Here is a 25606-nt window from a genome sequence, read left to right on the forward strand (position 1 = left end):
CGCACCTCGGCGACCATACGGACTGCGCGCTCACGAAGCTCGCGCGGATACTTGTTGGGTCGTGCCATGAGACTGATCCTTCCAAGGAATCGAGTCTCCGAACACGCCGGGGGGATTCAGGTCTCCTCCGGGATCTTCTTGGGCATGATGAACATTTTCCTTCCAGACTCGAAAGGAAACGGCATCAAACCGGGGACGGTTCAGCCCTCGAACCCACAGGTTCGGGGGCTTCTGTCCTCGGGGCGTGCTCACGTCGACGATTTTTGGCGCTGATGTCTCTCTCCTGCACGAGCTCCTGCACGAGGCAGGCATCCGCGGGCCGAATCAGATCGCCCTACAGTATGAGTACTGTCCTCCGCGCCAGGAGGCCGCCGAGTCGGTGAAGGGGTCGCAGTGTGAGCACGGAGTCGAGCGAGAAGCCGAATATTCGGCAGGTTGCCTCGATCGCGGGCGTTTCGCACATGACCGTCTCGCGCGTTATCAACGGTCACCCCAGCGTCCGGGAAGAGACGCGCCAGCGCGTGCTCGACGTGATCGGCAAGCTCAACTACCGCCCGAACAGCGCCGCTCGCGCGTTGACGACGAACCGGACCCGCCGGATCGGGGTGGTGATGGAGAGCGCGGTCGAGTTCGGTCCGACGAGTACTCTGCGCGCCGTCGAGCTCGCGGCGCGCCGCGCGGACTACTCGGTGACCTCGATCGCGATCTCCGATGACGAGACGCTCTCCTCGGCAGAGGCAGTCGACACCCTCATCGGCCAGGGGGTGGATGCGCTGTGTATCATCGCGCCCCGGTCGTCGTCGGTGTCGGCGATCCGCAAGATCTCCATATGCATCCCCGTGCTCGTGGTCAAGGCGGAGCGCGACGCCACATTCCTCACCGTCTCGGTCGATCAGAAGCTCGGGACAGAGTTGATGGTGGATCACCTCGCGGGCCTGGGCCACCGCGACGTGCTCCACATCGCCGGCCCGCTCGACTGGCTGGATGCGCGGAGCAGGGAGAGGAGCTTCCATGTTCGCGCGGCGTCGTGGGGCATGCGCGAGCGACCGATCGTGGTCGGCGATTGGACCGGAGACTTCGGGTACCACTTCGCTCGTGGCTTGAGAACCACGCCCGAGTACACGGCAATCTTCGCGGCGAACGACGAAATGGCGCTCGGCGTCATCCACGGACTCCGTGAGCGGGGAATCCGCGTGCCCGAGGACATGAGTGTCGTCGGATTCGACGACCTGCCCGTCACCCGTCACTTCTCGCCACCGCTGACGACGATCCGGCAGGACTTCCACGCGCTCGGGCTGAGCGCGATGGATGTTCTGCACGCCGCTCTCGACGGTCGAGAGATTCCCCGCCGGACCAGGATTCCCGTCGAGCTCGTCGTGCGCGAGTCGTCGGCACCACCGCGGGAGGGGCGTCATGGTTGAGGCTGTCGCGCCGGCGGTCGAGATGGTGGGCATGTCGTTGCGCTTCCCGGGGGTCCATGCTCTCGACCACGTCGATTTCACGCTGCGCAGCGGCGAGGTGCACGCACTGATGGGCGAGAACGGCGCGGGGAAGTCGACCCTCATCAAGGTCCTCACGGGGGCATACCCAGCGGACGACGGCGAGCTGCGCGTGCAAGGCGCGCGCAGGGACTTCTCCAGCATTGCGGAGGCGCAGGCGGCAGGCATCTCGGCGGTGTATCAGGACGTCGATCTGTGCGGGAACCTGAGCATCGCGGAGAACGTGATGCTGGGCAACGAGGTGCGCAGCTGGCGCGGTATCGATTGGCGACGAACCCGGGAGCGGGCGCATGCAACGCTGTCGGAGCTCGGTCTCTCGTCGCTGGACCTGCGGACACGCCTCTCCGACCTCTCTCCGGCCGTGCAGCAGCTCGTGGCCATCGGCAGGGCGACGGTCGTGCATCCGCGGGTTCTCGTGCTCGATGAGCCGACGTCGAGTCTCGATGATCGCGAGGTCGCGATGCTCTTCGCGGTGATCCGGCGACTCCGTGACTCTGGGGTGGCCATCCTGTTCGTCTCGCACTTCCTCGAGCAAGTCTTTGCGATCAGCGACCGCATGACGATCCTCCGCAACGGTCGCAACGTCGGCGTGCACCCCACGCACGCGCTCGATCGCGCCGAGGTCATCTCCATCATGATGGGCAAGGATCTCTCCACGCTTCGCAGGCTCGGCTCAGAACGCGTCGTGCATCGACGGGAGCCGGCGGGCCTCCCCGTTCTTCGTGCCGAGGATCTCGGCCGACGCGGCGTGTTCGAGCCGACCAAGCTGGAGCTGCACCGCGGCGAGGTAGTCGGGTTCGCCGGGCTCCGGGGGTCGGGCCGCACCGAGCTCGCTCGCTTGCTGACGGGAGTCGATCGGGCGGACTCTGGTGAGACTTGGATCCGCGACGAGCCGGTGGTCATCTCCACGCCCCGTACGGCGCTGCGCCACCGCATCGCGTTCACCGCAGAGAACCGTCGTGAGGAGGGCGTCATCGGAGAGCTGAGCGTCCGAAAAAACATCACTCTCTCGCTGCAGGCTCTGCGTGGCTGGACACGCCCGCTCTCACGGCGCGAGCGCGACGACATCGTCGAGCGCTTCATCGAGGAGCTCGGAATCGTGCCCGCGGACCCCTCGGTCCTCGTGAAGAACCTCTCGGGCGGCAATCAGCAGAAAGTCCTCCTCGCCCGCTGGCTCGCCGTCCGCCCGAGGGTCCTGGTGCTCGACGAGCCGACACGAGGCATGGACATCTCCGCCAAGGTCGACATTCAGGCGCACGTCGCACAGCTCGCGGCGGAGGGGGTCTCCATCGTCTTCATCTCGTCGGAGTTCGAGGAGGTCTTGCGCCTGAGCGACCGCATCGTCGTGGTCAAGGATCGCCGCAAGATCGGTGAGATCAGCAACGGTCCGGGTCTCAGCGTGGATTCGATCGTCGAACTCATCGCGGCCGACGCGGGCGAGGACTGATCGGACGAGCGCGTCAGAGGGGCCATCGCGCGGGATCAACCGGCTTCTTGCGTCGCTGCCGTGTTACCGGTAACATTTCGGCCAGCACCACAAGGCGGTGCCCGCTCGGGCGCTGCCTGGACCGGATCGATGGACGCTCCGGGCTCTCAAGGAGGAGATCACATGCTTAGCAATAAGAGGCTCGCCCCAGCACTCGCTCTCGTGGCCGCAGGCGCTTTGACGATGGGCCTCGCGGCCTGCTCGTCCGACGCGGAGGCGCCCGGTGGGGGAGACGAACTGGTCACTGTCGGCTTCGTGGCAGTCGGACCCGAAGGTGCCTGGCGTGAGGCCAACGAGGCCAACGTTCAGGACACGTTCACGGAAGAGGCCGGCTACGAACTCAAGTACGCGCCGGCTGCCAACCTCGACCAGAAGTCGCAGATCGACGCCTTCACGGCGTTCGTCGACGAGGGTGTGGACGTCATCCTGCTCTCCGCGACGGAGGGCTCCGGCTGGGAGGACTCGCTCGCGCGGGCCCAGGAAGCCGAGATCCCCGTCGTGCTCGTCGATCGCGGAATCGAGCCAGACGACTCCAGCCTGTACGTCTCGCGAATCGCGCCCGACAACGTCGTCGTTGCGGCGTCGATCGCGGAGTGGGCGAACGCCGAGTGGCCGGAAGGGGCCAATTACGTCACGCTCGAGGGTCCTGCGGGGGTCGGTGTCGTGAACGAGCGCAACCGCGGGTTCGACGAAGCGATCAACGACAACTTCACCAAGCTCGAGGCACAGACGGCGAACTGGTCGGCTGACGAGGCCAAGGGCGTGTTCGAGACCATGCTGAAGTCGTATGACAACGACATCCAGTTCGTCTTCGCTCAGAACGACGAGATGGGCCTCGGCGCGGCGCTCGCCGTGGAGGAGGCCGGTCTGACGCTCGGCGAGGACGTCAAGATCGCGACGATCGACGGAACGCGCGGCGCCATCGAGGCCCTCGCCGACGGCCGACTCAGCTTCGTCGCCGAATACAACCCCCTGTTCGGCGAGACGCTCGTCGACGTGGTCGAGGCCGCCTTGGCCGGCGACACCGTCGAGTCCTACATCATTGTTCCGAGCCTGACGTTCGACTCGCCCGAGGCTGCCGCCGAAGCGCTTCCCGACCGCCAGTTCTAGAGGACCGATCGGCTCACCTCACGCGGGTGAGCCGATCGCCCTCGCCCCGTCGCACGGGTGCGAGGCCCCGCCTCGGCAGGGGCCTCGCACCCGATTCGTCGCACAGCGGTGCGATACTGCGATGCGGCAGCACGTTCCGTCTTCATGCACCTACAACGCCGTTGGGACCCCTGATGAGTGAGCCATTGCCGATCGTCGAGATGGAATCGATATCGATCTCGTTTCCCGGCGTGAAGGCCCTCGACAAAGTGGACTTCCGACTCTTCCCGGGCGAGGTCCACACCCTCATGGGTGAGAACGGCGCGGGGAAGTCGACCCTCATCAAGGCGCTCACGGGCGTCTACAAGATCGACAGCGGCGACATCGTCATCGCGGGTCAGTCGCGGCGGCTCACCGGCACCGCCGATGCGCAGGCCGCCGGGATCGCGACCGTCTATCAAGAGGTCAACCTGTGCGCCAATCTCAGCATCGGCGAGAACGTGATGCTGGGCCATGAGGTGCGCGGGCCTCTCGGCATCAACTGGAGTGCGACCCATCGTGCGGCGCAGGCCGCACTCGACGGCATGGGACTCGGGCATCTGGACCCGCGGCAGCCTCTCGCGACTCTGTCACTCGCCGTGCAGCAGCTCGTCGCGATCAGCCGAGCCATGGTGACGAAGACGAAGGTGCTCATCCTGGACGAGCCGACGTCGAGCCTCGACGCCCATGAGGTCGCCGGTCTCTTCACCGTGATCCGCCGGCTGCGCGACCAGGGCGTCGCGATCCTATTCGTCTCGCACTTTCTCGACCAGGTCTACGCCATCAGCGACCGCCTCACGGTGCTCCGCAATGGTCAGTACGTGGGCGAGTACTCCACGCGTGAACTGGATCGCTCGATGCTCATCTCGAAGATGATCGGCAAGGACGTCGAGACGCTCAGGGGGATCGGCTCCGAGCGCCGCGCGAATCATCGCTCGCCGGGCGACGAGCCCCTCCTGCGTGCTGAGAAGATCGGGCGCAAGGGCTCCATCGAGCCGACCGACGTCACCCTCCACCGTGGGGAGATACTCGGCTTCGCCGGGCTGCTCGGGTCAGGCCGTACCGAGCTCGCTCGCCTGCTGTGCGGGGCCGATCGACCCGACACCGGCAGGGTCTGGATGCGCGGCAAGCGCACAGAGGTTTCGAACCCCAAAGCCGGGCTGGACAACCGGATCGCATTCTCGAGCGAGAACCGACGTGACGAGGGGATCATCCGCGACCTGACTGTGCGTGAGAATCTGGTGCTCGCCGTCCAGGCGAAGCGAGGCTGGGCGCGACCGATCCCGCGACGCGAGCAGGATGCGCTGGTGAGCAAGTACATCACCGCGCTCAACGTTCGGCCCGCCGACCCCGAGCGCCCGATCAAGAATCTCTCCGGTGGCAACCAGCAGAAGGTGCTTCTGGGGCGGTGGCTGGCCACCCAGCCGGACCTCCTCATCCTCGACGAGCCGACCAGAGGCATCGACGTGGGAGCGAAGGCGGAGATCCAGTTGACGGTCGCCCAGCTCGCCGATGACGGCGTGAGCGTCGTCTTCATCTCATCGGAGCTGGAGGAGGTCGTGCGCCTCAGCGACCGGATCCTCGTGCTCAAGGACCATCGCAGGATCGCGGAGCTCGAGAACGGGCCCGGAGTCAACGCGGACACTATCGTCGACATCATCGCGTCCGAAGTCCAGGAAGAGGTCGGAGCATGAACGAGTCGAAGTCGAACCTCGAACGTGTTCGCGCGATCATCCGCAGTCAGTACTTCTGGGGCATCGTCGCGATCTTCCTCCTGCTGCTCATCAACCTCATCAAGGACCCGAGCTATCTGAACCTCAGCTACAACCCCACTACCGGAGCGTTCGTCGGAAATATCATCGACATCCTTCGTGCCGCCGCGCCGATCCTGATGATCGCCGTCGGCGTGTGCCTCGTCATCGCGACCGGTGGAATCGACCTCTCCGTCGGCTCGGTCATGGTGGTGTCCGGAGCCGTCACCATGGAGTTCCTCAGCGCGGCGAACCAGCCCGACTCGATCGGAGCCGCCGCACTCGCCATCCTGCTCGCACTCCTGCTGAGTACCGTGCTGGGTCTGGTCAACGGCGTGCTTGTCGCCTTCGTAGGGCTGCAGCCCTTCATCACGACCCTCGTCATGATGCTCGCCGGTCGCGGCATCGCGAAGGTCATCACCGAAGGGCAGAACACCAGCGCGACGAACGAGCCGGTGCGCTGGATCGCGAATGGCTACGCTTTCGGCCTCCCCGTGGTGTTCCTCATCGCGGTCGCCGTGATCGTCGTCGTGTCGATTGTCGTGCGCAAGAGCGCCCTCGGGCTCATGATCGAGGCCATCGGCATCGATCCGAAGGCCAGCCGTCTCGCAGGCCTCAACCGACGGGGCCTTCTGCTCACCGTCTACGCCATCAGCGGGCTGCTGGCCGGGATCGCGGGCATCTTTGCGACGGCGAGCGTCATGACCGTCGACGTGTCGCGAACCGGCTATCAACTGGAACTCGACGCCATTCTCGCGGTCGTGATCGGCGGCACGTCACTCGCCGGCGGCAAGTTCTCCATCGGCGGCGCCGTGATCGGTGCGCTGCTGATCGCGACGCTCGACAAGACGGTCCTGTTCCTCGGTGTTCCGTCGTCCGCCACACCGGCGTTCAAGGCGATCGTCATCATCGCGCTGTGCCTCTTGAGCTCAGAGCGAGTTCGCTCCCTCTTCCGTCAACGTCGCCTGACGACGCCCCTCACCCCGAAGGAGACGGTGCCGTCATGACGCAGACACCGGAACGCGCGGCCACGTCGACGTCGGGTGGCGCTCGGATCGTCGACTTCCTCGACGCCGTGCAGCGGAAGGTTCAGGAACGGGCGTCAACCCTGCCGACCGTGGCCGCCCTGATCATCTTCGTCGCGATGATCGTGTACGGAGAGATCGCCTACGGGCGCATCGTCCAGTTCAGTACCCTCTCGAACCTGCTTATCAACAACGCGCACCTGGTGATACTCGCGGTCGGGCTGACGTTCGTGATCCTGACCGGGGGCATCGACCTTTCCGTCGGCGCCATCATCGCTTTCAGCAGCGTGGCCGGTGTGATGCTGTCCAACGCGGGCTGGAACCCCTACGTCGTCATCCTGCTGATGATCCTCATCGGGTCGGCGATGGGTCTGGCCTCGGGCATACTCATCCAGTACTTCAACGTCCAGCCGTTCATCGCCACTTTGGCGATGATGTTCCTGGCACGAGGTCTCGCGTCGATGCTCAGCACCGTACCGGAGCGCCTGGGCGATGACTCGGCGATCCGCGCCTTCGCGACGCAGTGGAAGATCATCGATGGTCCGAAGGTCAACGACCTCGTGGTGACCCCCGGCGTGCTGATCGCTGCGATCGTCGTTGCCATCGGTTTCTTCGTGCTGCACCGCACCCGCACGGGTCGCACCGTGTACGCGATCGGCGGCTCGGAGCAGTCTGCCGAGCTGATGGGACTCCCGGTTCATGTCACCAAGCTGTGGATCTACGTCATCAGCGGCACTCTCGCCGGCATCGCTTCCGTCGTCTACACCTCGCGACTCGGAATTGCGCAGAACATCACCGGGATCGGATGGGAACTCGATGCGATCGCCGCTGTCGTGATCGGCGGCACTCTCCTGACGGGAGGGGCCGGATACGTGCTGGGATCCGTGGTGGGCGCTCTTGTTCTGGGGCTCATGAACGTGCTCATCACGCGTGACGGCGGCATCCGCCCCGAGATGACGACGATCATCACCGGCTCGATCCTGTTCATCTTCGTCATGTTGCAGCGCGGGGTCATCGGCCGAGGACGATAGTGGCACTATGCGCACATGCCGAGAGTGCATCGAGCTGGTGGCCTGGGTGATGTCGGACACGATGCGAACGCCGGAGAGTGTGGGCCCGCCTCCGTTTGCGACGCGGCCTTAGCGTTCACGCGTCGCGAGGTTGCGCCTCGCCGTCAGATCTGGCGCGAAAGGGCGCTTGGGTCGCGCTGACACCACACTTTGAGGCGAATCTGGGCGCGCGGGCGCAAGGGCGCGCGGTCGCGACGAAAGGGCGGGACGCGAGGTGCTGCTCGGGGCAGAGCCGGCCTCGCCACGCTTCCCGCATTCGCATTGCGCACACGAGCGCGTGGCGCGAGCCCCCAGAGATCGCCTGATCCGCCACGATAGGGGGGCCGGGGCACGAGGGCCCGCCTCCGCTGTCGACGCCCCCCTTCAGGATCCTGTGTCGCCAGCACCCCGGCCGGCCGATGTTCAGACGGATTCGGGTTCTGGCTGAACATCGGCCACCTCACGCGTGAGACCGCGGCGCTCGGCTCAACTCGCGATGGCGGGGATGATGGCGCCGGAGAACACCTGCCACGCAAGAGCCGTCTTCGCCACGAGGCTCAGCGTGATGTAGGTGCGCTCGCCCTGCAGGTAGCTCTTCCACTTGCCTACCTGCTTGTACTGCAGCCACTGGTTGACGGCGAACGTGTTGAAGAACACGAAGAGCGAGATGACGATGCCGACGACGAAGTCGGGCGCGGCGACCTCGCTCTCACTGCCGGGGCGCAAGAAGTAGATGAGCACGAGGATCCACGGCACGATGCCGACCATGGAGCCGAAGATGAAGGGCAGCATGCCACCCGACCCGGGCTGCTCGTACTTCTCCTGCAGGGCGCCGAACAGGATCATGGCTGCGTTGACGGCGAAGATCGCGAACAGGGCGCCGATGTCGGTCACACCGTTGATGGCGAGAATGAGCCAGATCATGATCGACGAGCTGAGCGAGTACTCCGTCCAGCGGAAGTAGTTGCGGTTCGCCAACAGGCCGCCCTTGTAGCGGCCGAAGAACCACGGGCTCGAGATGAGGAAGTGGAAGAAGGCGCTCAGGGCGAGGAATGCGACGACGCCGATGCCGATATTGACCTCGAACAGGGTCACGCGCTCCGGAGGCAGAGGAACACCGGGAGGGCCCGCGAGGTAGTCGGCGGTCACGGCGAACAGCACCTGGGTGCTGAGCATCGTGAGCACGATCGCGAAGCCGATCGCCTGCAGCAGGTGCAGACTGCCGGCGACGAGGTTGTAGACGCGCAGCCGGTCGATCTGCTGGTCGGGGGTGTAGGTCTTCTTCGCCATCGTGCGCTCCTTCGGGCTGGACGGGTTCGCCGCTGACGCTAGCAGGCGCCGCCCCAGCCATGGCCCGCTACGGTGAGAACGTGACAGACACGAAGCCACCCGACCGTCGACTGGTGAGCCGGCCCGCGCTCGTCTCGTCCTTCCTCGCCCCCGTGTTCTTCATCGGCGGCACGATCGTCGCCGAGCTCGCCTGGCCGGGATTCGATCCGGTCGCGATGACGATCAGTGAGCTGGCGGCGGGGGATGCCCCCACGCGAGTCTTCATGACCCTCATGTTCGTGCTCACCGGCGTCTGCCACCTCGTCACCGCGGCGTTCGCGCGAGGTCTCGCGTGGCCCGGGCGTGCGGCCCTGGCACTCGCGGGCGTGGCGCTCTTCGCGGTCGCCGCATTCCCCCTGCCCGCGGTCGGCGAGTCGAGCCCCGAGCACCGCTACTCGGCCATGGCCGGGTTCGTGCTGCTGGCCCTGTGGCCCGTGCTGAGCATGCGCTTCTCGCCCCGGTACCCGTGGCTCGTGCGCCCGCTCGGGGCGACCCTGAGCACCCTCGCGGTCGGCGCGGCCTGCGTGGCGTTCGCGTGGATCGAGGCCTCGCCCGACCCGGCTCTCCTCGGGCTCGCTGAACGGGTGGCGGCCTACCTCGAGTCGCTGTGGCCGGCCGTGGTCGTGCTCGCCCTCGCTCTGCGCGACCGCCGCGTGTCAGCGCGTGAGTCTCACCTGCGCGGCGGCTGAGCGCCGAGCCACTGCACAGCCGCGGCGCCCGCGGCGACCCCGCGCTCGACCGCGGCCTTCAGGGCAGCACCGTCTGCGAGCTCGGCGCACACCGCACCCACGAAGGCATCGCCTGCCCCCGTCGTGTCGACGACGGTCACGCGCGGTGCGGGCACGTGCCCGCTGCCGGTCGGGCTCGCGAACACGGCACCCTCCCCGCCGAGGGTGATGATGATGCTGCGGCAACGGTCAAGCAACGCGGTGGCGGCAGCGGTCGCGTCGTCGACCGAGTCGACGGTCGCCCCGGCGAGGTCGTGCGCCTCGGACTCGTTGACGACGAGCGGGTCGCAGAGCGTGAGCAGAGCATCCGGAATCTCCCGGCTGGGGGAGAGGTTGAGCACGACGCGCCCGCCCGCCGCGTCGACCGCCTCGGCGGCGGCGACCACGACCTCGAGGGGAATCTCGAGCTGGGCGAGCAGGACGGTGCGGGGGCCCGCGAGCTCGCGCACGATCGGCACGATCGACTCGACGCTGAGCCGGCCGTTGGCGCCGGGCGCCACGACGATGGTGTTCTCGCCGTCGCGCGAGACGGTGATGAGCGCCACACCGGTGGGCGCATCCTCGAGGGTGAGCGTGCGGGAGACGTCGATGCCGCCCGAGCCGAGGGCGTCGAGCATGGCGCGACCGTTCGCGTCCGCGCCGACCGCGCCGAGGAGGACGGGCAGGGCGCCCGATCGTGCGGCCGCGAGAGCCTGGTTGGCGCCCTTGCCGCCCGTCGCCGTGACGAGGTCACCGCCCATGAGCGTCTCGCCGGGCTGCGGGTGGCGATCGACGAGCACCGTGAAGTCGGTGTTCGCCGAGCCGAGAACGATGAGGGTCGCGGTCATCCCCTCATCGTGCCAGAGCGGTCGCCGCGGCGACCAGCGCGCCACGAGCGGTAGGCAGACCACGCCCCGGTCGACCACAGCGCCCAGGCGACGAGGAGCGGTTGGAACAGCAGCCGGATGCCCCGGGCCACGTCCGTCGTGAGGCCGAAGCCGTCCCGCCCCTCCGTGAACTGCGCGATGTTGCCGGGGAAGATGGCGAGAAAGAACAGGGCGACGAGCCAGCCCACGGGCACGCGCCAGCGGCCGAGCACGAGCAGCGCGAGCCCGAGGGCGATCTCGACTATGCCGGAGGCGACGACCACGACGTCGCCGTCGATCGGCAGCCACGGCGGCACCTGGTTGAGGAACTCCTCGCGACCGACCGTGAGGTGGCTGAGCCCCGCGAGCAGCAGCGCTGCGCCGAGCAGCCAGCGCGCGAAGCGCTGCGGCCACGACGTGCCGGGCGGGCGCGGCGCGGCCGGGTCGGTGGGGGCGGTGCTGGGCGGGGGAGCGGAGGGGTCGCGCATGGTGCCCAGTCTGGCACTGCGGCCCGCTGAGCGGCGGGCCGTAGGCTGGTCGCATGAGCACTCGCACCGCCGTCGCCGTCGCCGTCGCCCAGTGGGGCCCGGGAGCCGACCGGGACGTGAACCTCGCCGAGCTGCGCGAGCTCGCGCAGAAGGCCGTCGATCAGGGTGCCGGGCTCGTCGTGTTCCCCGAGTACTCGGCCTACTTCACCCCGAAGCCCGACGAAGGGTGGGTCGCGAACGCGGAGCCGCTCGACGGCCCCTTCGTCTCGGGGCTCTCGGCGATCGCCGCCGAGCTCGAGGTCATCATCGTGGCGGGGCTCCTGGAGGAGTCGTCGCAGCCCGAGAAGTGCCGCAACACGATCGTCGCCGTCGGCGCAGACGGCTCTCTGCTCGCGACCTCGCCCAAGCTGCACCTGTACGACGCGTTCGGCGCGCAGGAGTCGCGGTGGGTCGAGCCCGGCGAGATCAGCGCGCCGCAGCTGTTCGAGTTCGCGGGGCTGCGGGTGGGCATCCAGACCTGCTACGACCTCCGCTTTCCGGAGGTGACGCGCCGGCTTGCGGACGCGGGGGCGGACCTCGTGCTCGTTCCCGCCGAGTGGGTCGCGGGCCCGGGCAAGCGTCACGCATGGGTGACCCTCGCCGCGGCGCGCGCCATCGAGAATACGGTCTACCTCGCCGGCGCCGACCACCCGCCGCCCATCGGTGCGGGGGCGAGCCTCATCGTCGACCCGCTGGGCGCGCAGCTCGCCTTCCTCGACGACGAGGTGGATGTTGCGGTCGCCACGCCCGATCGGGCCCACCTCGACGAGGTGCGCCGCATCAACCCCGCCCTGCAGTTGCGCCGGTTCGGGGTCGCGCCGCTCTGACCCCCGCGAGCCCTAGCGGGCGGCGAAGGTCCGGAGGCGTTCGCTCGCATCGGCGATCGCGGCCTCGGTGCGGCAGAACGCGAAGCGCAGCGAGGAGCGCACGACGGGGTCGGTCGAGCGCGGGGCGAATGCCTGCAGAGGAATGGACGCGACGCCCGGGTCGAGCGTGAGCTCGCGCGCGGCGACGGCCCCGTCGTTGATGCCGAGCGGGGCCGCGTCGGCGACGACGAAGTAGGAGCCGCTCGAGGGGCTCACGCGGAAGCCGGCTGCCCGCAGCCCGTCGCTCAGCAGGTCGCGGCGGTTCTGCAGAGACACACGCTGCTCGTCGAAGTAGCTGTCGGGCAGTCCGAGACCGACGGCGACGGCTGGTTGGAAGGGCGCGCCGTTGACGTAGGTCGTGAACTGCTTGACGGCGAGCACGTGGTCGATGAGCTCGGCGGGGCCGGTCATCCAGCCGATCTTCCAGCCGGTGACGCGGAACGTCTTCGCGGCGCTCGAGATGGTCAGCGTGCGTTCGCGCGCGCCCGGGATGAGCGCCGCGGGCGTGAACGGCGCATCGTCGTACACGAGGTGCTCGTACACCTCGTCGCTCACGATGACCGCATCGTGCGCGGCGGCGCGCGCCACGATGCGCTCGAGCAGCTCCGGGCGGATCACCGAGCCGGTGGGGTTGTGCGGGTTGTTGAGCAGCACGACCCGCGTGCGCGGCCCGATCGCGGCGTCGATCTCGGCGGGCTCCGGCTGAAAGTCTTCGCCGCGCAACGGGATGGTGCGATGCGTGGCGCCGCTCAGCCCGATCATGGCCGCATAGGAGTCGTAGTACGGCTCGAGGGTCACGACCTCGTCGCCGGCCCCCGCGAGGGAGAGAAGGGCGACGGCGATGCCCTCGGTCGCCCCCGTCGTCGCAATGACCTCGGTGTCGGGGTCGACCGTGTCGCCCCAGAAGCGCTCGCGATGCTCGGCGATCGCCTGGCGCAGCACGGGCATGCCCCGGCCCGGAGGGTACTGGTTGACCCCGGCATTGATCGCCTCGATGGCGGCGTCGAGCACCTCGCGCGGAGCATCCTCGTCGGGGAATCCTTGCCCCAGATTCACGGCGCCGTGCTCCGTGGCGAGGGCGGAGATCTCGGCGAAGATGGTGGAGCGCACCGTGCCGGCCTCATCGACGAGGCCGGCCGCGTCGACGGTGCGCAGCCACGGCGGTGGGGTGCTCATCACTCCACCCTAACGACCGGCGCTGAGCGGGTCAGCCCGTCGACTTGGGCAGGGTGAGGCTCGTCGCCCACTCGTAGAACACGCTCTTGCCGGGGGAGGTGTCGGCGACGTCGGCGTCCACCGAGCGGTGCAGCAGGTCGGCGATGGCGCGGATCGTCGTGTCCAGGTCGTCGTGCGGTGCCGTGATGGCGAGGCCGGCCGAGCAGACGGAGAGCACGCTCGACACCATGCGCGCGTCGATATCCGGCCGCACCATGCCCGCGTTCTGCAGGTTCTCGATGAGGTCGGCCCGCACCCCGATATTCGGCAGGTAGACGAAGCCGTTGGCGTTGCGCATGATCTGATGCAGAGCATCCCGATCGATCACGAACAGGGTGCGTGCGAGGGGGCGCTCGTATACCGACGACAGGATGTAGGTGTACATGCGCGAGAGCAGGCCCCCGCGAGGGTCGCGCTCCACGTGGTCGACGATGCTCGCGTACATGAGGCTGAACTCGCGGTTCAGCATGCTCACGAGAACATCGTTGGGGGTATCGAAGAGGCTCTCGACCTCGTCGCGCGGGGCGCCGGAGCGCTCGGCGATCGCCGGGAACGTGACCGCGTTGTAGCCGTCGTGCATGATCAGGTCGGCTGCGGCGGAGAGGATCTGGTCGATATCGGTGACTGGGGGGTGGGTCATCGAGTACTCATCACGGTTCGGGGGTCAGGACGGTGATTCGGGGTGGAGCACAGTCTGAGTGTACGTCGACCGACAGACAGGTGGGTACACCCCATTCGGGTGCGGCATGTGGAGAATTCGAGGCGGGATGCTGCGCTCGCGCCTACCGTGAGCGCCATGCCGAGACGCCCCCACGCCCTGGTCGCGCCCCTGCTCGTGCTCGCGCTGGTCAGTTGCACCCCGACCACCGTCATCCCGCCCGCCAGCCCTCCGAGTGAGGAGGCTCCCCTGTTCGCGAGCGACGAGGAGGCGCTCGCCGCGGCGACCGAGGCGTACGAGGAGTTCCTCGCCGTCTCCAGCCAGATACTGCAGGACGGAGGGGAGGATCCAGAACGCGCACGCACATACTTGAGCGATTCTGTGTTCGCCGAGGAGCTGGCTGGCTACGAGCAGTTCTCCGAGAGCGGGTTTCGACTGATCGGTCAGTCGCGAATCACCAACTCGGTACTCCAACAGTGGTCTCAGTACGAAACGAAAGCGGAGATCATCGCTTACTTCTGCGTGAGCCTGGAAGGGACCGACGTAGTGAATGGTTCTGGAGAGTCAATCGTGACTGCAGATCGGCCAGAACAGAGCGTCTTTGAGATTGTGTTGACAGGATCACGAAGTGACCTCGTGATTGAAAGCAAGCAAGTTTGGTCAGACGAGTCCATATGTGGGTGAGGAACGCTACAGCCGCAATACTCCTCGGCACTATTTCGATCGTCATCATCGCCAGCCCTGTGAAGGCCAGCAGTATTTGCACTGACTCAAGTTGGTACGTCGGTGGGTGCCCGAACATCGGCGGCGAGCTCGGCGACGACGAGGCGCTTCTCACGGGAGACCTGGACGGCCCCGGCGGCGGTAACGGGGGAGGCGGCGGGAACGGCGGCGGCGGTGGCACTCCGGGCATCCACGTGCCGAGTACTCCCCGCCTCTACGAGCCCTGCATCGACATCTTTGAGGGCTTCTGTGCGGGCATTCGGCCGGGAGCCCCTGGTGAGCCCGGCGAGGATTCCGACCCGATCACGCTGAGCGACGTCGAGGCCTTCCGCCCCACGCCGCCCGTGCAGTTCATGCAGCCCGACGGCTGGATGGTCGTCGGCCTGCCGACGAACTTCTACACGACCACGTCGGCGCACACCGTGGACGGTGAGCTGCTGGGCCTCGCGGCGACCGTGCGCTTCACGCCGTTCTCCTACCGCTGGCGCTACGGCGACGGCTCGAGTGCCGTGCTCTCCACGCGGGGTGCACCGTGGAGCACTCTCGGGCTGCGGGAGTTCGACGCGACGGCGACGAGCCACATCTACCGAGCATCCGGCACCTACGTCATCGACCTCGACGTCGACTACACCGCCGAGTACCGGATTCAGGACGGTGCGTGGCTTCCCATCCCGGGCTCATTGCGGCTGCCCGCCAACCGCCTCACCGCGACGGCGGGCGACGCCGTGACCGTGCTCGTCGACCGAGACTGCGCGACCGCGCCGAGCGGCCCCGGCTGCTGAGACCGCGCCGCACCCCGCACGAGTCGCGGCGCGCTGTGGAGGCGCAGTGCGAAGCGCCGGGTCGCGTTCAGGCCGCGTAAATGCGACGCACAGGTTGGCGGAGCACGCTGGGCGCAGCTGAAAGGATCTAGCTCATGAACTCCACGCCATACGGCGCTGCACCCGGAACCCCCGACGACTCCCGCACGGCCGAACCCACGGGCGCACCGACCGCCGGCGCACCGACCGCCGGCGCCGCGCCGCAGTCCGCGCCCGCGGCCCCTGAGCACGCCGCCCCGGAGCAGACCATACCCCAGCAGCCCGCACCCCAGCACGTCGCGGCTCAGCAGCCCGCTCCCAAGCGCTCGGGCGCTCCCCTCATCGCCGCCCTCGCCGTGGGCGCCCTCATCGGCGGTGCCGCCGGGGGTGGCGTCGTCGCGGCAGTCATGTCGAACACTCCCTCGGTCGTCTCGGGCGTCACCGGCACGCCCTTGAGCATCAGCGTCAACGACCCCGGCAATGCCACGCTCGTCACGAGCGTCGCCGCGACCGCGCTGCCCTCCATCGTGACCATCCAGGTGGCCGGCGGCGGAGCGAGCGGCAGCGGCTCGGGGGTCATCCTCAGCGACGACGGCTACATCATCACCAACTCGCACGTCGCCACTCTCGACGGCGCGACCTCCGACCCCGACCTGCGGGTGACCCTGAGCGACGGCCGCATCGTCGACGCGACGCTCGTCGGCGCCGACCCGCTCGCCGACCTCGCCGTCATCCAGGTCAGCGAGACCGACGGCCTCGTGCCGATCGAGTTCGCCGACTCCGACGCCCTCAACGTCGGCGACAACGCAATCGCCATCGGCGCGCCCCTCGGGCTCTCCAACACGGTCACGAACGGCATCATCTCGGCCCTCAACCGCTCCATCACCGTGCAGTCGTCGGCTGTGCCTGAGGCGCCTGGCGACTCGCTGCCCGACGGCGAGGATGCCCCCTTCGACTTCTGGAACTTCGACAGCCCCGGTGACCCCGACGATCAGGAACTGCCGCCGCAGCGCCAATCGTCCACGATCTCGCTGCCGGTCATCCAGACCGACGCCGCCATCAACCCCGGCAACTCGGGGGGCGCACTCCTCAACGACGAAGGCCAGCTCATCGGCATCAACGTCGCCATCGCCACAGCGGGCGGTTCAGGAGGCCAGGCCGGCAGCATCGGCGTGGGCTTCTCGATTCCCGCCAACTATGCGCAGCGCATCGCCACCGAGCTCATCGCCACGGGTACCGCGAGCCACGGGCTGCTCGGGGCGACCGTGACGAGCGCGGCGACATCTTCCGACAGCGATGTCGTCGGAGCGCTCATCGACGGCGTCTCGCCAGGAGGCGCCGCCGACATCGCGGGTCTGCGCTCCGGCGACGTCATCACGGTCTTCAACGGCGTTCCGATCACCGACCAGATCGACCTCACCGCCCAGGTGCGCGTGCTCGCCGGTGGAGAGAGCACGACGCTCGTCTATGTGCGCGACGGTGTCTCCGACGAGGTGACCGTCACGCTCGGCGAGCTCGGCTGACCCGCTAGCCTCGGGAGCTATGGCGCCCTCCGAGACCGCACCCCCCGGCGTGAGCTACGTCATGCCGGTGTTCAACGAGGCCGCCTACATCGACGACGCGGTGACGAGCGTGCTCGCCCAGCAATACGAGGGAGAGCAGGAGCTCGTCATCGCGCTCGGCCCGTCGACGGACGGCACGAGCGAGCGCGTGCGCGCCCTCGCCGAGCAGGATGCGCGCATCCGCATCGTCGAGAACCCCGAGATGGCCATCCCCATCGGCCTCAATCGCGCCATCCGCGCCGCGCACCACGACGTCATCGTGCGCGTCGACGCCCACACCGAGCTCGACCCGCTCTACACCGCGGTCGGAGTGGCCACCCTCCAGCGCACGCGAGCGGCGAGCGTCGGCGGGGTCATGGTCGCCACCGGCCGCGGGCGGCTGCAGTCCGCGATCGCCCGCGCCTACAACAGCCGACTCGGCCTGGGCGGCGGTCCGTACCACGGCGGCGCCTCCGAGGGCCCGGCCGAGAGCGCGTACCTCGGGCTCATGCGCCGCGAGCCCCTCGAGGCTGTCGGGCTGTACGACGAAGGCCTCAAGCGCGGCGAGGACTGGGAGCTCAACCTGCGCCTGCGCCGAGCGGGGCACCTCGTGTGGCTCGATCCGCAGCTGCAGGTCGTCTACTGGCCCCGCGACACATGGGCGAAGCTCGCCCGGCAGTTCACCGCCACCGGCATCTGGCGCGGCGAGCTCGTGCGTCGCGCGGGAGGCCGTCACCCGCTGCGGTACTTCGCACCGCCGGCCCTCCTCGTGGCGAGCGCGCTGAGCCTCGTGCTGCTCGTGCTCGAACTGACCAGAATCGTGACGGGCCCGCTCGCCCTCGTACTCTCCCTCGTCTACCTCGCGCCCGTGCTCTACGCTGCCCTGCTCCTGGCTCTGCTACTCCTGCGCTCGAGCGGCGAACGGCTGCGCGACCGCGCGACCTTCGCCATGGTCATCGCCGTCATGCACTACAGCTGGGGTGCGGGCTTCCTGCGCGGCGTGCTCCTCGGGGCGCGCGACGCCGTCGACCGCTCCCGCATCGAGTCGTAGGGCGCGCGTCGCCGAGCTGTGCGCGCTCAGTCGAGCAGGCCTTCGGCGAGGATGCGCGCCACGACCCGCTCGCCCGCGCGGCCGTCGTCGAGGGGCGTGAAGCGCTCGCGCCACGCGGCGCGCTGCGACGGCAGCGTGCCAGAGCTGCTCGCGTCGATCGCGTCGAGCAGAGCATCCCGTGACGCGACGACGGGGCCGGGAGCGTCCGTCGTGACGTCGAAGTAGAAGCCGCGAAGCTCGTCGGCGTAGCGGTCGAGGTCGGGGGTGAAGAGGATGACCGGGGTGTCGGTGGCCGCGAGGTCGAACATGATCGAGGAGTAGTCGGTCACGACGACGTCGGCGGCGAGCAGCAGATCCGCCACATCGGGGTAGGTCGTCGCGTCGATGATGCCCGGCCCGTCGAGGTCGCGGCCGAACCGGAGTGTGCGACTGTGGCCGCGCACGACGAGCACCGCACGCGGGTCGCGCTCGCGCAGCTCGGCGGCGAAGCTCGGCAGGTCGAGGTAGTCGACGAGCTCGGTGCGGTCGTCGCGCCAGGTGGGCGCGTAGAGCACGGCGCGGTCCTGCGCCTGCAGTCCCAGGCGGGCGCGCACCCCCGCGCGGTCGCCGGCGATGAGTGTGTCGCTGCGCGGGTAGCCCTCCACCCACAGCGGGCCGCGGAACGCGTACGCCCGACGCAGGATGCTCGCCGCGTACTCGTTCTGGGCGAGCAGAATGCTCCACCGAGCGCTCTCGCGCCGCACGGCGATGCGCGTGCGCAGGCCCACGCGGTCCCGATCGAGGGCGAGGCGCTTGAGCATCGTGCCGTGCCACGTCTGCAGTACGGTCTGGTGCGGCCGGGGCATCCACCGCTTGCGCAGCCAGTCGTTGACGACGAGCACGCGCGCGTCGGCGCGCACGCGCCACCACTCGGCCGAGCCCTCGACGATCGGCACCGCCCCTCCGGGTACGGCGATCGAGCGGTCGACGACCGACCAGTAGCGCGTCACGTCGGGCCTGATGCGGGCGAGCTCGCGGTCGATCGCGAGCGGATTGCACGCGACCGTCTGGCTGTAGAAGCTCTCGAAGAACACGGCGGTCTCAGGGCGAGCGGCGCGGCGGCGGTAGTCGCGCTCGAGGCGCTTCTGGGCGGATGCTCCGCGCTCGTCCTCCCGCAGCGGAGGCTCGACGCGCAGCAGCAGGGTGCCGTCCTCGGCGAGCAGCCGTGCGCGCAGAAGCTCCTGGTCGAGCGGCGGCGGCACCTCGGCGTGCACCGCCGCGCGGGCCGTGCGCGGCGATCCCTCGAGCACGGTCTCGAGCCGGTAGTCGCCCGACCGCGGCGGCAGGCACGCCGCACCCCAGCGCTCCCCGAGCAGCGGGAAGGTCGCCGTGAACGACTCGCCGTCCTGCTCCACGACCCCCGCGATCGTGTGGCGGGAGCCGGCGAGCGCGAGGTCGAGCATCCTCGTCGCGGAGCGTCCCCGCACGCGCAGGCACGGTGCACCCTGGGCGGGGGGGGGGCCCCCCGCGGGCCCCCCACGGCGGGGGTCGCGGTGTCGGTGGCGTGCTCGCCGAGCAGGGTGAGCACCGCGTCGAGCACGCGCCCGGTGGCCCGACCGTCGAGCAGATCGACGTGCTCGTCGCGCAACCAGGCCGCGTGCGCGAGCGCTGCGGCCCGACCCTCCCCGAGCGCGGCGTCGAGACGCTCGAGCGCCTCCGCCCACGTCGTGGCCGGGTCGCCCCCGCTGAACTCGCGGTACGGCGTGTACAGCCCGCGCGTCGCCAGGTACCGTGCGAGGTCCGGCGCGAAGAACACCGTCGGCACACCGCCGATCGCCGCATCGAAGGCGATCGACGAGTAGTCGGTCACGACCACATCGGCGGCGGGCAGCACCGGCGTCACATCGGTGAGCACGTCGCTGCCGAGCAGGCGGATGCGCGGCGACTGCTGCGCCCCCGCCGCGTACGAGCCCGCCCCGAGCGGGTGGGAGCGGATGAGCAGCACAGCGCCGGCGCGGTCGGCCCAGGCCGCGATGGCCTGCCACTCGTCGCGGGTGGGGATCGCGGCATCCTCATCGCCGTCCCGCCACGTCGGCGCGTACAGCACGACCGGGCCCTCCTCGGGCAGTGCACCGCAGGCGTCGGCGACCGTCGCGCGGGCGCGCACGCGGCGCTCGTCGGTCGTGCCGCGCAGCAGCACGTCGTCACGGGGGTCGCCCGAGACGAGGATGCGCGCCGCATCGAGCCCGAACGCGCTGCGGATGCGGCCCGCCACGAGCGCCGACGCGACCGGGAAGAGCGCGATCTGCGCCCCGGCCCGGCGGTACAGCGCGCGCATGAGGCGGCCGACCCCGGGCAGGGACCCGATGAGAGGCAAGCGCAGAGCGGCCGCCGAATCGAGGTGGAGCCTCTTGAGCGGGATGCCGTGCCACAGCTGCACGACGCGCGCGCCGCTCACCCCGAAGCGGTTGACGTCTCCGAAGCCGTGGGTCACGACAGCGACACCCGCGCGCAGCGTCGCCCACAGGCCGCGCGGCCCCCGCTTGGGCAGGGCGCGCATGCCGCGCGCCCGCGCCGCGTCGAGCTCAGCGCGACTCGACGCGAGCCACGTGAGCCGCCGCTCGGGCTGGCGCTCGCGCGCGAGGTCGTGCAGCGCGAGCGCACCCTCGCCGAGACCGGCTCCCGAGCCGAGCACCCACTGGCGGGGGCTGCGCGGCACGAGGACAGCGACGAGCGCCCCGAGCGCGTAGAGCGGGGCGCGGGCGAGCACGCGCGCGTTGCCGGCGCTGAACGTGAAGCGGGCCATCCCGAGAGATTCTGTCACCTCGCGCCTGCGCCGCACACAGTTGCGAACAAGTCGGTAACGGTGTGGCCGAATCGTCAGGGGCGCTGCAGAGGCGCTGGGAGGATGGACTCATGGGGCTCTGGGGGCAGGCAAAGGCAGCGCGGCGCATCGCGCGCAACCTTCTGCGCTCGCGCCGCAACCGCGCCCTGCTCGCCGAGCGGCTCGAGGGCGTGACGCCTCCCGACCCCGGGTCGATCGAGATCGCCGTGTACTTCGCCGACACGCGCGTGAACCTGTACCAGATCAGGCAGTGGTACGCGCCGCTCGCCGAGCTCGCGCGCGAGCATCCGGTCGCCATCATCAGTCGCAGCCCCGGCACGATGATGACGCTCCTCGATGAGGCGCCCGTGCCTGCCGTCTACCTGCGCAGGGTGACCGACCTCGAGCGCTTCGTCGCCGAGCAGCCCCTGCGCCTCGTGCTCTACGTGAACCAGAACACCAAGAACTTCCAGATGTTCCGGTACGGCCGCATGTGGCACGTGTTCGTCAACCACGGCGAGTCAGACAAGATGTACATGACGACCAACCAGTACAAGGCCTACGACTACGCCTTCGTCGCCGGTCAGGCCGCCAAGGATCGCCTCGCGCGCAAGCTGTGGAACTACGACCTCGATCGCCGCGTGCTCGAGATCGGGCGACCGCAGGCCGACCACTTCGCCGGCCAGCTGCCGTTCACCCCCGACGACCGCACGGTCGTGCTCTACGCGCCGACCTGGGAGGGCGACCGCCCGGCCGCCGCGTACGGCTCGATCGCGAGCCACGGGGAGAGGCTCGTGGATGCTCTGCTCGCGACCGGCCGCCACCGCGTCATCTACCGGCCGCACCCGCGCAGCGGTGTCGTCGACCGCGGGTATCGCGCGGCGCACCAGCGCATCGTCGCGGCCCTCGCACAGGCGAACGCCGCCGACCCTTCCGCCCACCACCTCTACGACTCGGGCTCGTCGCTCGGCTGGCAGCTCGTCGCAGCCGATGTCGCCATCACCGACATCTCGGCGATGGTCTACGACCGACTCGCGACCGGCAAGCCGCTCATCGTCGCGCGACCGGCCTCGGCTGCCGCCGAGATCGACGAGTCGGGCTACCTGAGCGCGTGCGAGTGGCTGAGCGCCGAGCAGGCCGATCAGATCGTGCCGCTCGTCGACCACGTGCTCACGAGCCCGGAGGCGCACGATGCACTCACCGCCTGGGTCACGCGGTACTTCGGTGACACGACGCCGGGTGCGGCGACGGCGCGGTTCCATGCCGCCGTGGAGACCCTCATCGATGAGTGGGAGCGTGCGGCGGCGGCGCACGCCGCCGACCCCATCACGAGCGAGTCTGACCCCCTCGATGACCTGGAAGACGAAGACGCCGTTCCGGGCGAGGACTGATCGCCTCGAGCTCGGCCACCCAGGCGAGCGGTGCCGGCCCGAACGCCTGACGTGCGGCGGTGACGACGCGACCGCCGATGATGCGGTTGCTCGTGCCGCCGATGACGGCGCCGATGCCGAACGGGATGAAGCGGCCGGCCATGCCGGCTCCCTGCGCGACGGCGAAGCGCTTGGCCAGTTGCTCGCGCAACGCCCTGTTGAGGTAGCTCGTGACCGCCTTCGGCATGGTCGCGGTGATCGTCTCTCCCCAGTACTCGACTCGGTCGCCGCTGCGCGTGCCGGCCTGTCGCAGGAACTGCTCGAGGAGCTCCTTGCCCGGCCCACCCAGCAGCAGCGCCATGACGAGGGTGTGGGCGCGCTCCTCGTCGTCGACGACGATGCCGTGAATCTCGGCGACCGATTGGGCGAACAGCGCCGTCATCTCGAAGAACAGCACCGTCTCGGCGCCGATGACGGTGAGGGTGATCGCGGTGCCGACCCCGGGAATGACCGAGGCTCCGCCGCTGCCGGCGCCGCTCAGGGTGACGCTCGTGAGGAAGCGCTTCTCGAGAATGCGCACGACCTGCTCGGGGGACGCGGCCGGGTGCTGACGGCGGATGCTGCGGATGTGCGCGAGCACGGCAGGGCGCTGCGCCGACATGGCGGCGCGCAGACCGCGGATGAGCGCGGGATCGGCGTGAGCCCGGGGCTCGTCGTCGTGCGGTACCAGGCTCACGTCACGCTCCCATAGTCGGCGTCGTATGCGGCGAGAACCTCGCCGATCGGACCGTCGAGCTTGAGTTCGCCCTTGTCGAGGTAGAGCCCGCGCGTGCAGAACCGCTTCAGGTCGCGCTCGTTGTGCGATACGAAGAAGAGGGTGCGGCCGGCCGAGAGCAGCTCGTCGATGCGCCGATAGCACTTGGCGCGGAAGGCCTTGTCGCCGACCGCGAGCACCTCGTCCACGAGCAGGATCGGCTCTTCAAGCCGTGAGATGACCGCGAACGCGAGCCGCACCTTCATGCCGCTCGACAGGTGCTTGTACGGGGTGCCGACGAAGTCGCGCAGCTCGGCGAAGTCGATGATCTCGTCGTAGCGCGCGACGATCTCGGCCCGGGGCATCCCGTGCAGGCCCGCCGTGAGGAATACGTTCTCGCGCACCGTCAGGTCGTCGACGAACCCGCCCGTGATCTCGATGAGGGGGGCGACGCCGCCGTGCACCTCCACGGTGCCCTCGTCGGGCAGCATGACTCCGGCCACGAGCTTGAGCAGGGTCGACTTGCCCTGGCCGTTGCGGCCCACGACGCCGATGGCCTCGCCTTCGTGCACGGTGACGTCGACGCCGCGCAGCGCCCAGAACTCCCCGGGGCGTGCGCGGCGGTCACGGCCGGCGAACAGGTCCTTGAACGATCGCCGTCCTGTGCGGTTGCGACGGAACCGGATGCCCGCTCCGCTGGCCCGGATGACGGGCGCGCTCGTCGACTCGGTCGTCTCCATCAGATCTCCTTGAGCACTGAGCGCACCATGCGCCGGAAGACGAGAATGCCCGCACCCAGGAAGAGCAGACTCATCGCCGCAGCGATGAGGACGGCCGTTGCATCGACCTGCTCGGGGAAGAAGCTCGCCCGGTACAGCGAGATGATGCCCGCCAGCGGGTTGAACGACGCCCACAGGTCGAGGCCGCCCGGTAGGTCGGAGAGGCCGTAGATGATGGGCGAGCCGTAGAACAGGAAGCGCAGGATGAGCTTGACCGCACGCTCGAGATCGCGGAAGAAGACGACGAGCGGGGCGATCATGAGGGCCAGCCCCACCGTGAGCACGGTCTGCATCAGCACCGCGAGCGGCAACCACAAGACACCCCAGGTGAGCGTCGCGCCGAAGATGATCGCGAAGACGACGATGACAGGGATGCTCGCGAGAAACTCGATGCCCTTGGCGAGCACGATGCGGGTGACCCACACCGTGTGGGGGATGCGCGTGGAGCGCACGAGCTTCGCGTCTTTGATGAAGGCGCGCGTCGCGTCGCCCACGGCGCCGTTGAACCACATCCAGGGCAGCAGGCCGGCCAGCAGGAACACGATGTACGGTTCCGCGCCGATCGAGCGCTGCACGATCTGCGTGAAGACGAACCAGTAGATGACCGCCATGACGAGCGGCTCGAGCACCGACCAGAAGTAGCCGAGGAACGATGTCGAGTACCGCACGCGCAGGTCGCGACTCGTGAGCAGCCAGAGCGACTGGCGATACGCCTCGGAGCGCGAACGCGCGCGGCGCGGAGGGAGGGCGGTGGTCACGCGGTCAACGGTAGTCGTACCACCGCGTGCCGGGGTGGAGGGGACCGCCGGCGGAGGCGGAGGGGAGGGCGGCCCCGATCGCTCAGACGAAGAGGTTGGCGCGCTCGAGGTCTTCGGCGAAGTCGACCTCGACGGCGTACAGGTCGCTGATGTCGACCGGCTCGATGCGCACGCGATCGTGCTCGATCGCGAGCTCGATGCCGCGCTCGAAGTAGTCCTGGTCGGCGCAGCGGGTGAGGTGGTGCACGAGCGCAGCCTTGTCGCGGCTCGAGACGTAGTTGATGCCCACAGCCTCGCCGAGCCCGCCGACGACGGTCTTGGAGAGCTTCTCGATGAAGCCCTCGGCATCGACCGTGTACTTGACCTCCTCGTCGCTCACCGTGGAGGTGTTGACGCTCACGAAGGAGCGGTCGGCGTGCACGAGCTCGGCGGAACGGACGAGGGCCTGCGGGTCGAAGACGACATCGCCGTTCATCCACAGCACTCCGTGCTTGCCGGTGGCCTTGAGGGCACGCAGCAGGCTCTTGGAGGTGTTGGTCTGGTCGTACTGCTCGTTGTACACGTACTCGACGTCGGGGAACGCGTCGATGATGTGCTCGAGCTTGTAGCCGACGACGGTCGTGATGGTCACATCGGTGCCGAACGCGGCACGGATGTTGTCGTGCTGCTGGCCCATGATGGTGCGGCCGTCGCTGAGCTCGGTGAGCGGCTTGGGAAGCTCGCGGCCGAGGCGGCTGCCCATGCCCGCGGCGAGGATGACGATCTGAGTGGTCATAAGAGATGCTCCTGGTGTAGTCGAAAGGGACACACCGTTGTGCACCCCTCGATTTTAGCGGCGCGACGTTGAATCGTCACGCTCTGTTCACCCTTCGTTTCCCAATCGTGACGGGATTCACGAATGAGATTCACCTGATGGGCGGG

24 protein-coding genes are annotated in these 25606 nt (G+C 68.8%); 13 read left to right on the forward strand and 11 right to left on the reverse strand.

Annotated features, from left to right (window positions below; translation table 11 throughout):
• The first annotated feature begins 395 nt into the window (after nt 1-395).
• From FK219_RS03945 to FK219_RS03970, 6 genes are all read left to right on the forward strand, one after another.
• A complete protein-coding gene (locus tag FK219_RS03945) occupies nt 396-1421 on the forward strand; it encodes a LacI family DNA-binding transcriptional regulator (RefSeq protein ID WP_152583140.1) in 1026 nt (341 codons plus the stop codon).
• A complete protein-coding gene (locus FK219_RS03950) occupies nt 1414-2946 on the forward strand; it encodes a sugar ABC transporter ATP-binding protein (protein WP_152583141.1) in 1533 nt (510 codons plus the stop codon). The genes FK219_RS03945 and FK219_RS03950 overlap by 8 nt, the downstream gene beginning before the upstream one ends.
• Nucleotides 2947-3108: 162 nt before the next feature.
• On the forward strand, nt 3109-4095 hold the full coding sequence (locus FK219_RS03955) for a substrate-binding domain-containing protein (protein WP_152583142.1): 987 nt from the start codon (nt 3109-3111) through the stop codon (nt 4093-4095).
• A gap of 173 nt (nt 4096-4268) precedes the next feature.
• Entirely contained in the window at nt 4269-5807 is a 1539-nt protein-coding gene (locus FK219_RS03960) for a sugar ABC transporter ATP-binding protein (RefSeq protein ID WP_152583143.1), read from the forward strand.
• Complete coding sequence (locus FK219_RS03965) at nt 5804-6871, forward strand: ABC transporter permease (RefSeq protein ID WP_152583144.1); 1068 nt, start codon at nt 5804-5806, stop codon at nt 6869-6871. The genes FK219_RS03960 and FK219_RS03965 overlap by 4 nt, the downstream gene beginning before the upstream one ends.
• Nucleotides 6868-7920, forward strand: coding sequence for an ABC transporter permease (locus FK219_RS03970; protein WP_152583145.1), 1053 nt, complete (start codon nt 6868-6870; stop codon nt 7918-7920). The genes FK219_RS03965 and FK219_RS03970 overlap by 4 nt, the downstream gene beginning before the upstream one ends.
• A 504-nt stretch (nt 7921-8424) precedes the next feature.
• Here FK219_RS03970 and heR read toward each other — a convergent pair.
• On the reverse strand, nt 8425-9228 hold the full coding sequence (gene heR / locus FK219_RS03975; protein WP_152583146.1) for a heliorhodopsin HeR: 804 nt from the start codon (nt 9226-9228) through the stop codon (nt 8425-8427).
• A gap of 80 nt (nt 9229-9308) precedes the next feature.
• Between heR and FK219_RS03980 the strand changes: the two genes are divergently transcribed.
• Nucleotides 9309-9956 (forward strand): DUF998 domain-containing protein, encoded by a 648-nt coding sequence (locus tag FK219_RS03980; protein ID WP_165638040.1) that lies wholly within the window; start codon nt 9309-9311, stop codon nt 9954-9956.
• On the opposite strand, the gene FK219_RS03985 is transcribed toward FK219_RS03980, so the two are convergent.
• Together FK219_RS03985 and FK219_RS03990 are read right to left on the reverse strand one after the other, a co-directional pair.
• Nucleotides 9938-10822 (reverse strand): ribokinase, encoded by an 885-nt coding sequence (locus FK219_RS03985; RefSeq protein ID WP_152583148.1) that lies wholly within the window; start codon nt 10820-10822, stop codon nt 9938-9940. The two genes, FK219_RS03980 and FK219_RS03985, sit on opposite strands and share 19 nt — an antisense overlap.
• Nucleotides 10819-11328, reverse strand: coding sequence for a DoxX family protein (locus tag FK219_RS03990; protein WP_152583149.1), 510 nt, complete (start codon nt 11326-11328; stop codon nt 10819-10821). The genes FK219_RS03985 and FK219_RS03990 overlap by 4 nt, the downstream gene beginning before the upstream one ends.
• Before the next feature lie 53 nt (nt 11329-11381).
• On the opposite strand from FK219_RS03990, the gene FK219_RS03995 reads away from it, so the two are divergent.
• Nucleotides 11382-12194 (forward strand): carbon-nitrogen hydrolase family protein, encoded by an 813-nt coding sequence (locus FK219_RS03995; RefSeq protein ID WP_152583150.1) that lies wholly within the window; start codon nt 11382-11384, stop codon nt 12192-12194.
• A gap of 12 nt (nt 12195-12206) precedes the next feature.
• Here the strand turns inward: FK219_RS03995 and FK219_RS04000 are convergent, their stop codons facing one another.
• Both FK219_RS04000 and FK219_RS04005 read right to left on the reverse strand, forming a co-directional pair.
• Nucleotides 12207-13409, reverse strand: coding sequence for an aminotransferase class I/II-fold pyridoxal phosphate-dependent enzyme (locus tag FK219_RS04000; RefSeq protein ID WP_152583151.1), 1203 nt, complete (start codon nt 13407-13409; stop codon nt 12207-12209).
• Between the two features lie 31 nt (nt 13410-13440).
• The gene (locus FK219_RS04005) at nt 13441-14088 is read right to left on the reverse strand and encodes a TetR/AcrR family transcriptional regulator (RefSeq protein ID WP_152583152.1); all 648 of its coding nucleotides are present in this window, start codon (nt 14086-14088) and stop codon (nt 13441-13443) included.
• Between the two features lie 156 nt (nt 14089-14244).
• On the opposite strand from FK219_RS04005, the gene FK219_RS04010 reads away from it, so the two are divergent.
• The 4 genes from FK219_RS04010 to FK219_RS04025 all read left to right on the forward strand — a co-directional run bounded on the left by FK219_RS04010 (nt 14245) and on the right by FK219_RS04025 (nt 18221).
• A complete protein-coding gene (locus tag FK219_RS04010; RefSeq protein ID WP_152583153.1) occupies nt 14245-14790 on the forward strand; it encodes a hypothetical protein in 546 nt (181 codons plus the stop codon).
• Between the two features lie 59 nt (nt 14791-14849).
• On the forward strand, nt 14850-15611 hold the full coding sequence (locus FK219_RS04015; RefSeq protein WP_210416767.1) for a hypothetical protein: 762 nt from the start codon (nt 14850-14852) through the stop codon (nt 15609-15611).
• Between the two features lie 134 nt (nt 15612-15745).
• Nucleotides 15746-17152, forward strand: a complete 1407-nt coding sequence (locus FK219_RS04020; protein WP_210416768.1) for a S1C family serine protease — start codon at nt 15746-15748, stop codon at nt 17150-17152.
• Between the two features lie 19 nt (nt 17153-17171).
• Nucleotides 17172-18221: a glycosyltransferase family 2 protein gene (locus tag FK219_RS04025; protein WP_152583155.1), complete on the forward strand. Its 1050-nt coding sequence runs from the start codon at nt 17172-17174 to the stop codon at nt 18219-18221.
• 26 nt (nt 18222-18247) lie between these two features.
• Here the strand turns inward: FK219_RS04025 and FK219_RS04030 are convergent, their stop codons facing one another.
• Both FK219_RS04030 and FK219_RS13615 read right to left on the reverse strand, forming a co-directional pair.
• Nucleotides 18248-19294, reverse strand: coding sequence for a CDP-glycerol glycerophosphotransferase family protein (locus FK219_RS04030; RefSeq protein ID WP_165638041.1), 1047 nt, complete (start codon nt 19292-19294; stop codon nt 18248-18250).
• Nucleotides 19207-21006, reverse strand: coding sequence for a CDP-glycerol glycerophosphotransferase family protein (locus FK219_RS13615; RefSeq protein WP_210416769.1), 1800 nt, complete (start codon nt 21004-21006; stop codon nt 19207-19209). Before FK219_RS13615 ends, FK219_RS04030 begins: the two co-directional genes overlap by 88 nt.
• Before the next feature lie 110 nt (nt 21007-21116).
• Between FK219_RS13615 and FK219_RS04040 the strand changes: the two genes are divergently transcribed.
• On the forward strand, nt 21117-22415 hold the full coding sequence (locus FK219_RS04040) for a CDP-glycerol glycerophosphotransferase family protein (protein ID WP_152583157.1): 1299 nt from the start codon (nt 21117-21119) through the stop codon (nt 22413-22415).
• On the opposite strand, the gene FK219_RS04045 is transcribed toward FK219_RS04040, so the two are convergent.
• The 4 genes from FK219_RS04045 to FK219_RS04060 all read right to left on the reverse strand — a co-directional run bounded on the left by FK219_RS04045 (nt 22351) and on the right by FK219_RS04060 (nt 25460).
• Entirely contained in the window at nt 22351-23130 is a 780-nt protein-coding gene (locus FK219_RS04045; protein WP_152583158.1) for a hypothetical protein, read from the reverse strand. The genes FK219_RS04040 and FK219_RS04045 overlap by 65 nt on opposite strands.
• Nucleotides 23127-23888: an ABC transporter ATP-binding protein gene (locus FK219_RS04050; RefSeq protein ID WP_152583159.1), complete on the reverse strand. Its 762-nt coding sequence runs from the start codon at nt 23886-23888 to the stop codon at nt 23127-23129. Before FK219_RS04050 ends, FK219_RS04045 begins: the two co-directional genes overlap by 4 nt.
• Nucleotides 23888-24685, reverse strand: coding sequence for an ABC transporter permease (locus FK219_RS04055; RefSeq protein ID WP_152583160.1), 798 nt, complete (start codon nt 24683-24685; stop codon nt 23888-23890). Before FK219_RS04055 ends, FK219_RS04050 begins: the two co-directional genes overlap by 1 nt.
• A gap of 82 nt (nt 24686-24767) precedes the next feature.
• Nucleotides 24768-25460, reverse strand: a complete 693-nt coding sequence (locus FK219_RS04060) for a phosphocholine cytidylyltransferase family protein (protein ID WP_152583161.1) — start codon at nt 25458-25460, stop codon at nt 24768-24770.
• Nucleotides 25461-25606 lie beyond the last annotated feature (146 nt).

The sequence above is a fragment of the Microcella pacifica genome (assembly GCF_009371975.2).
GTDB classification, from domain to species: Bacteria; Actinomycetota; Actinomycetes; order Actinomycetales; family Microbacteriaceae; genus Microcella; species Microcella pacifica.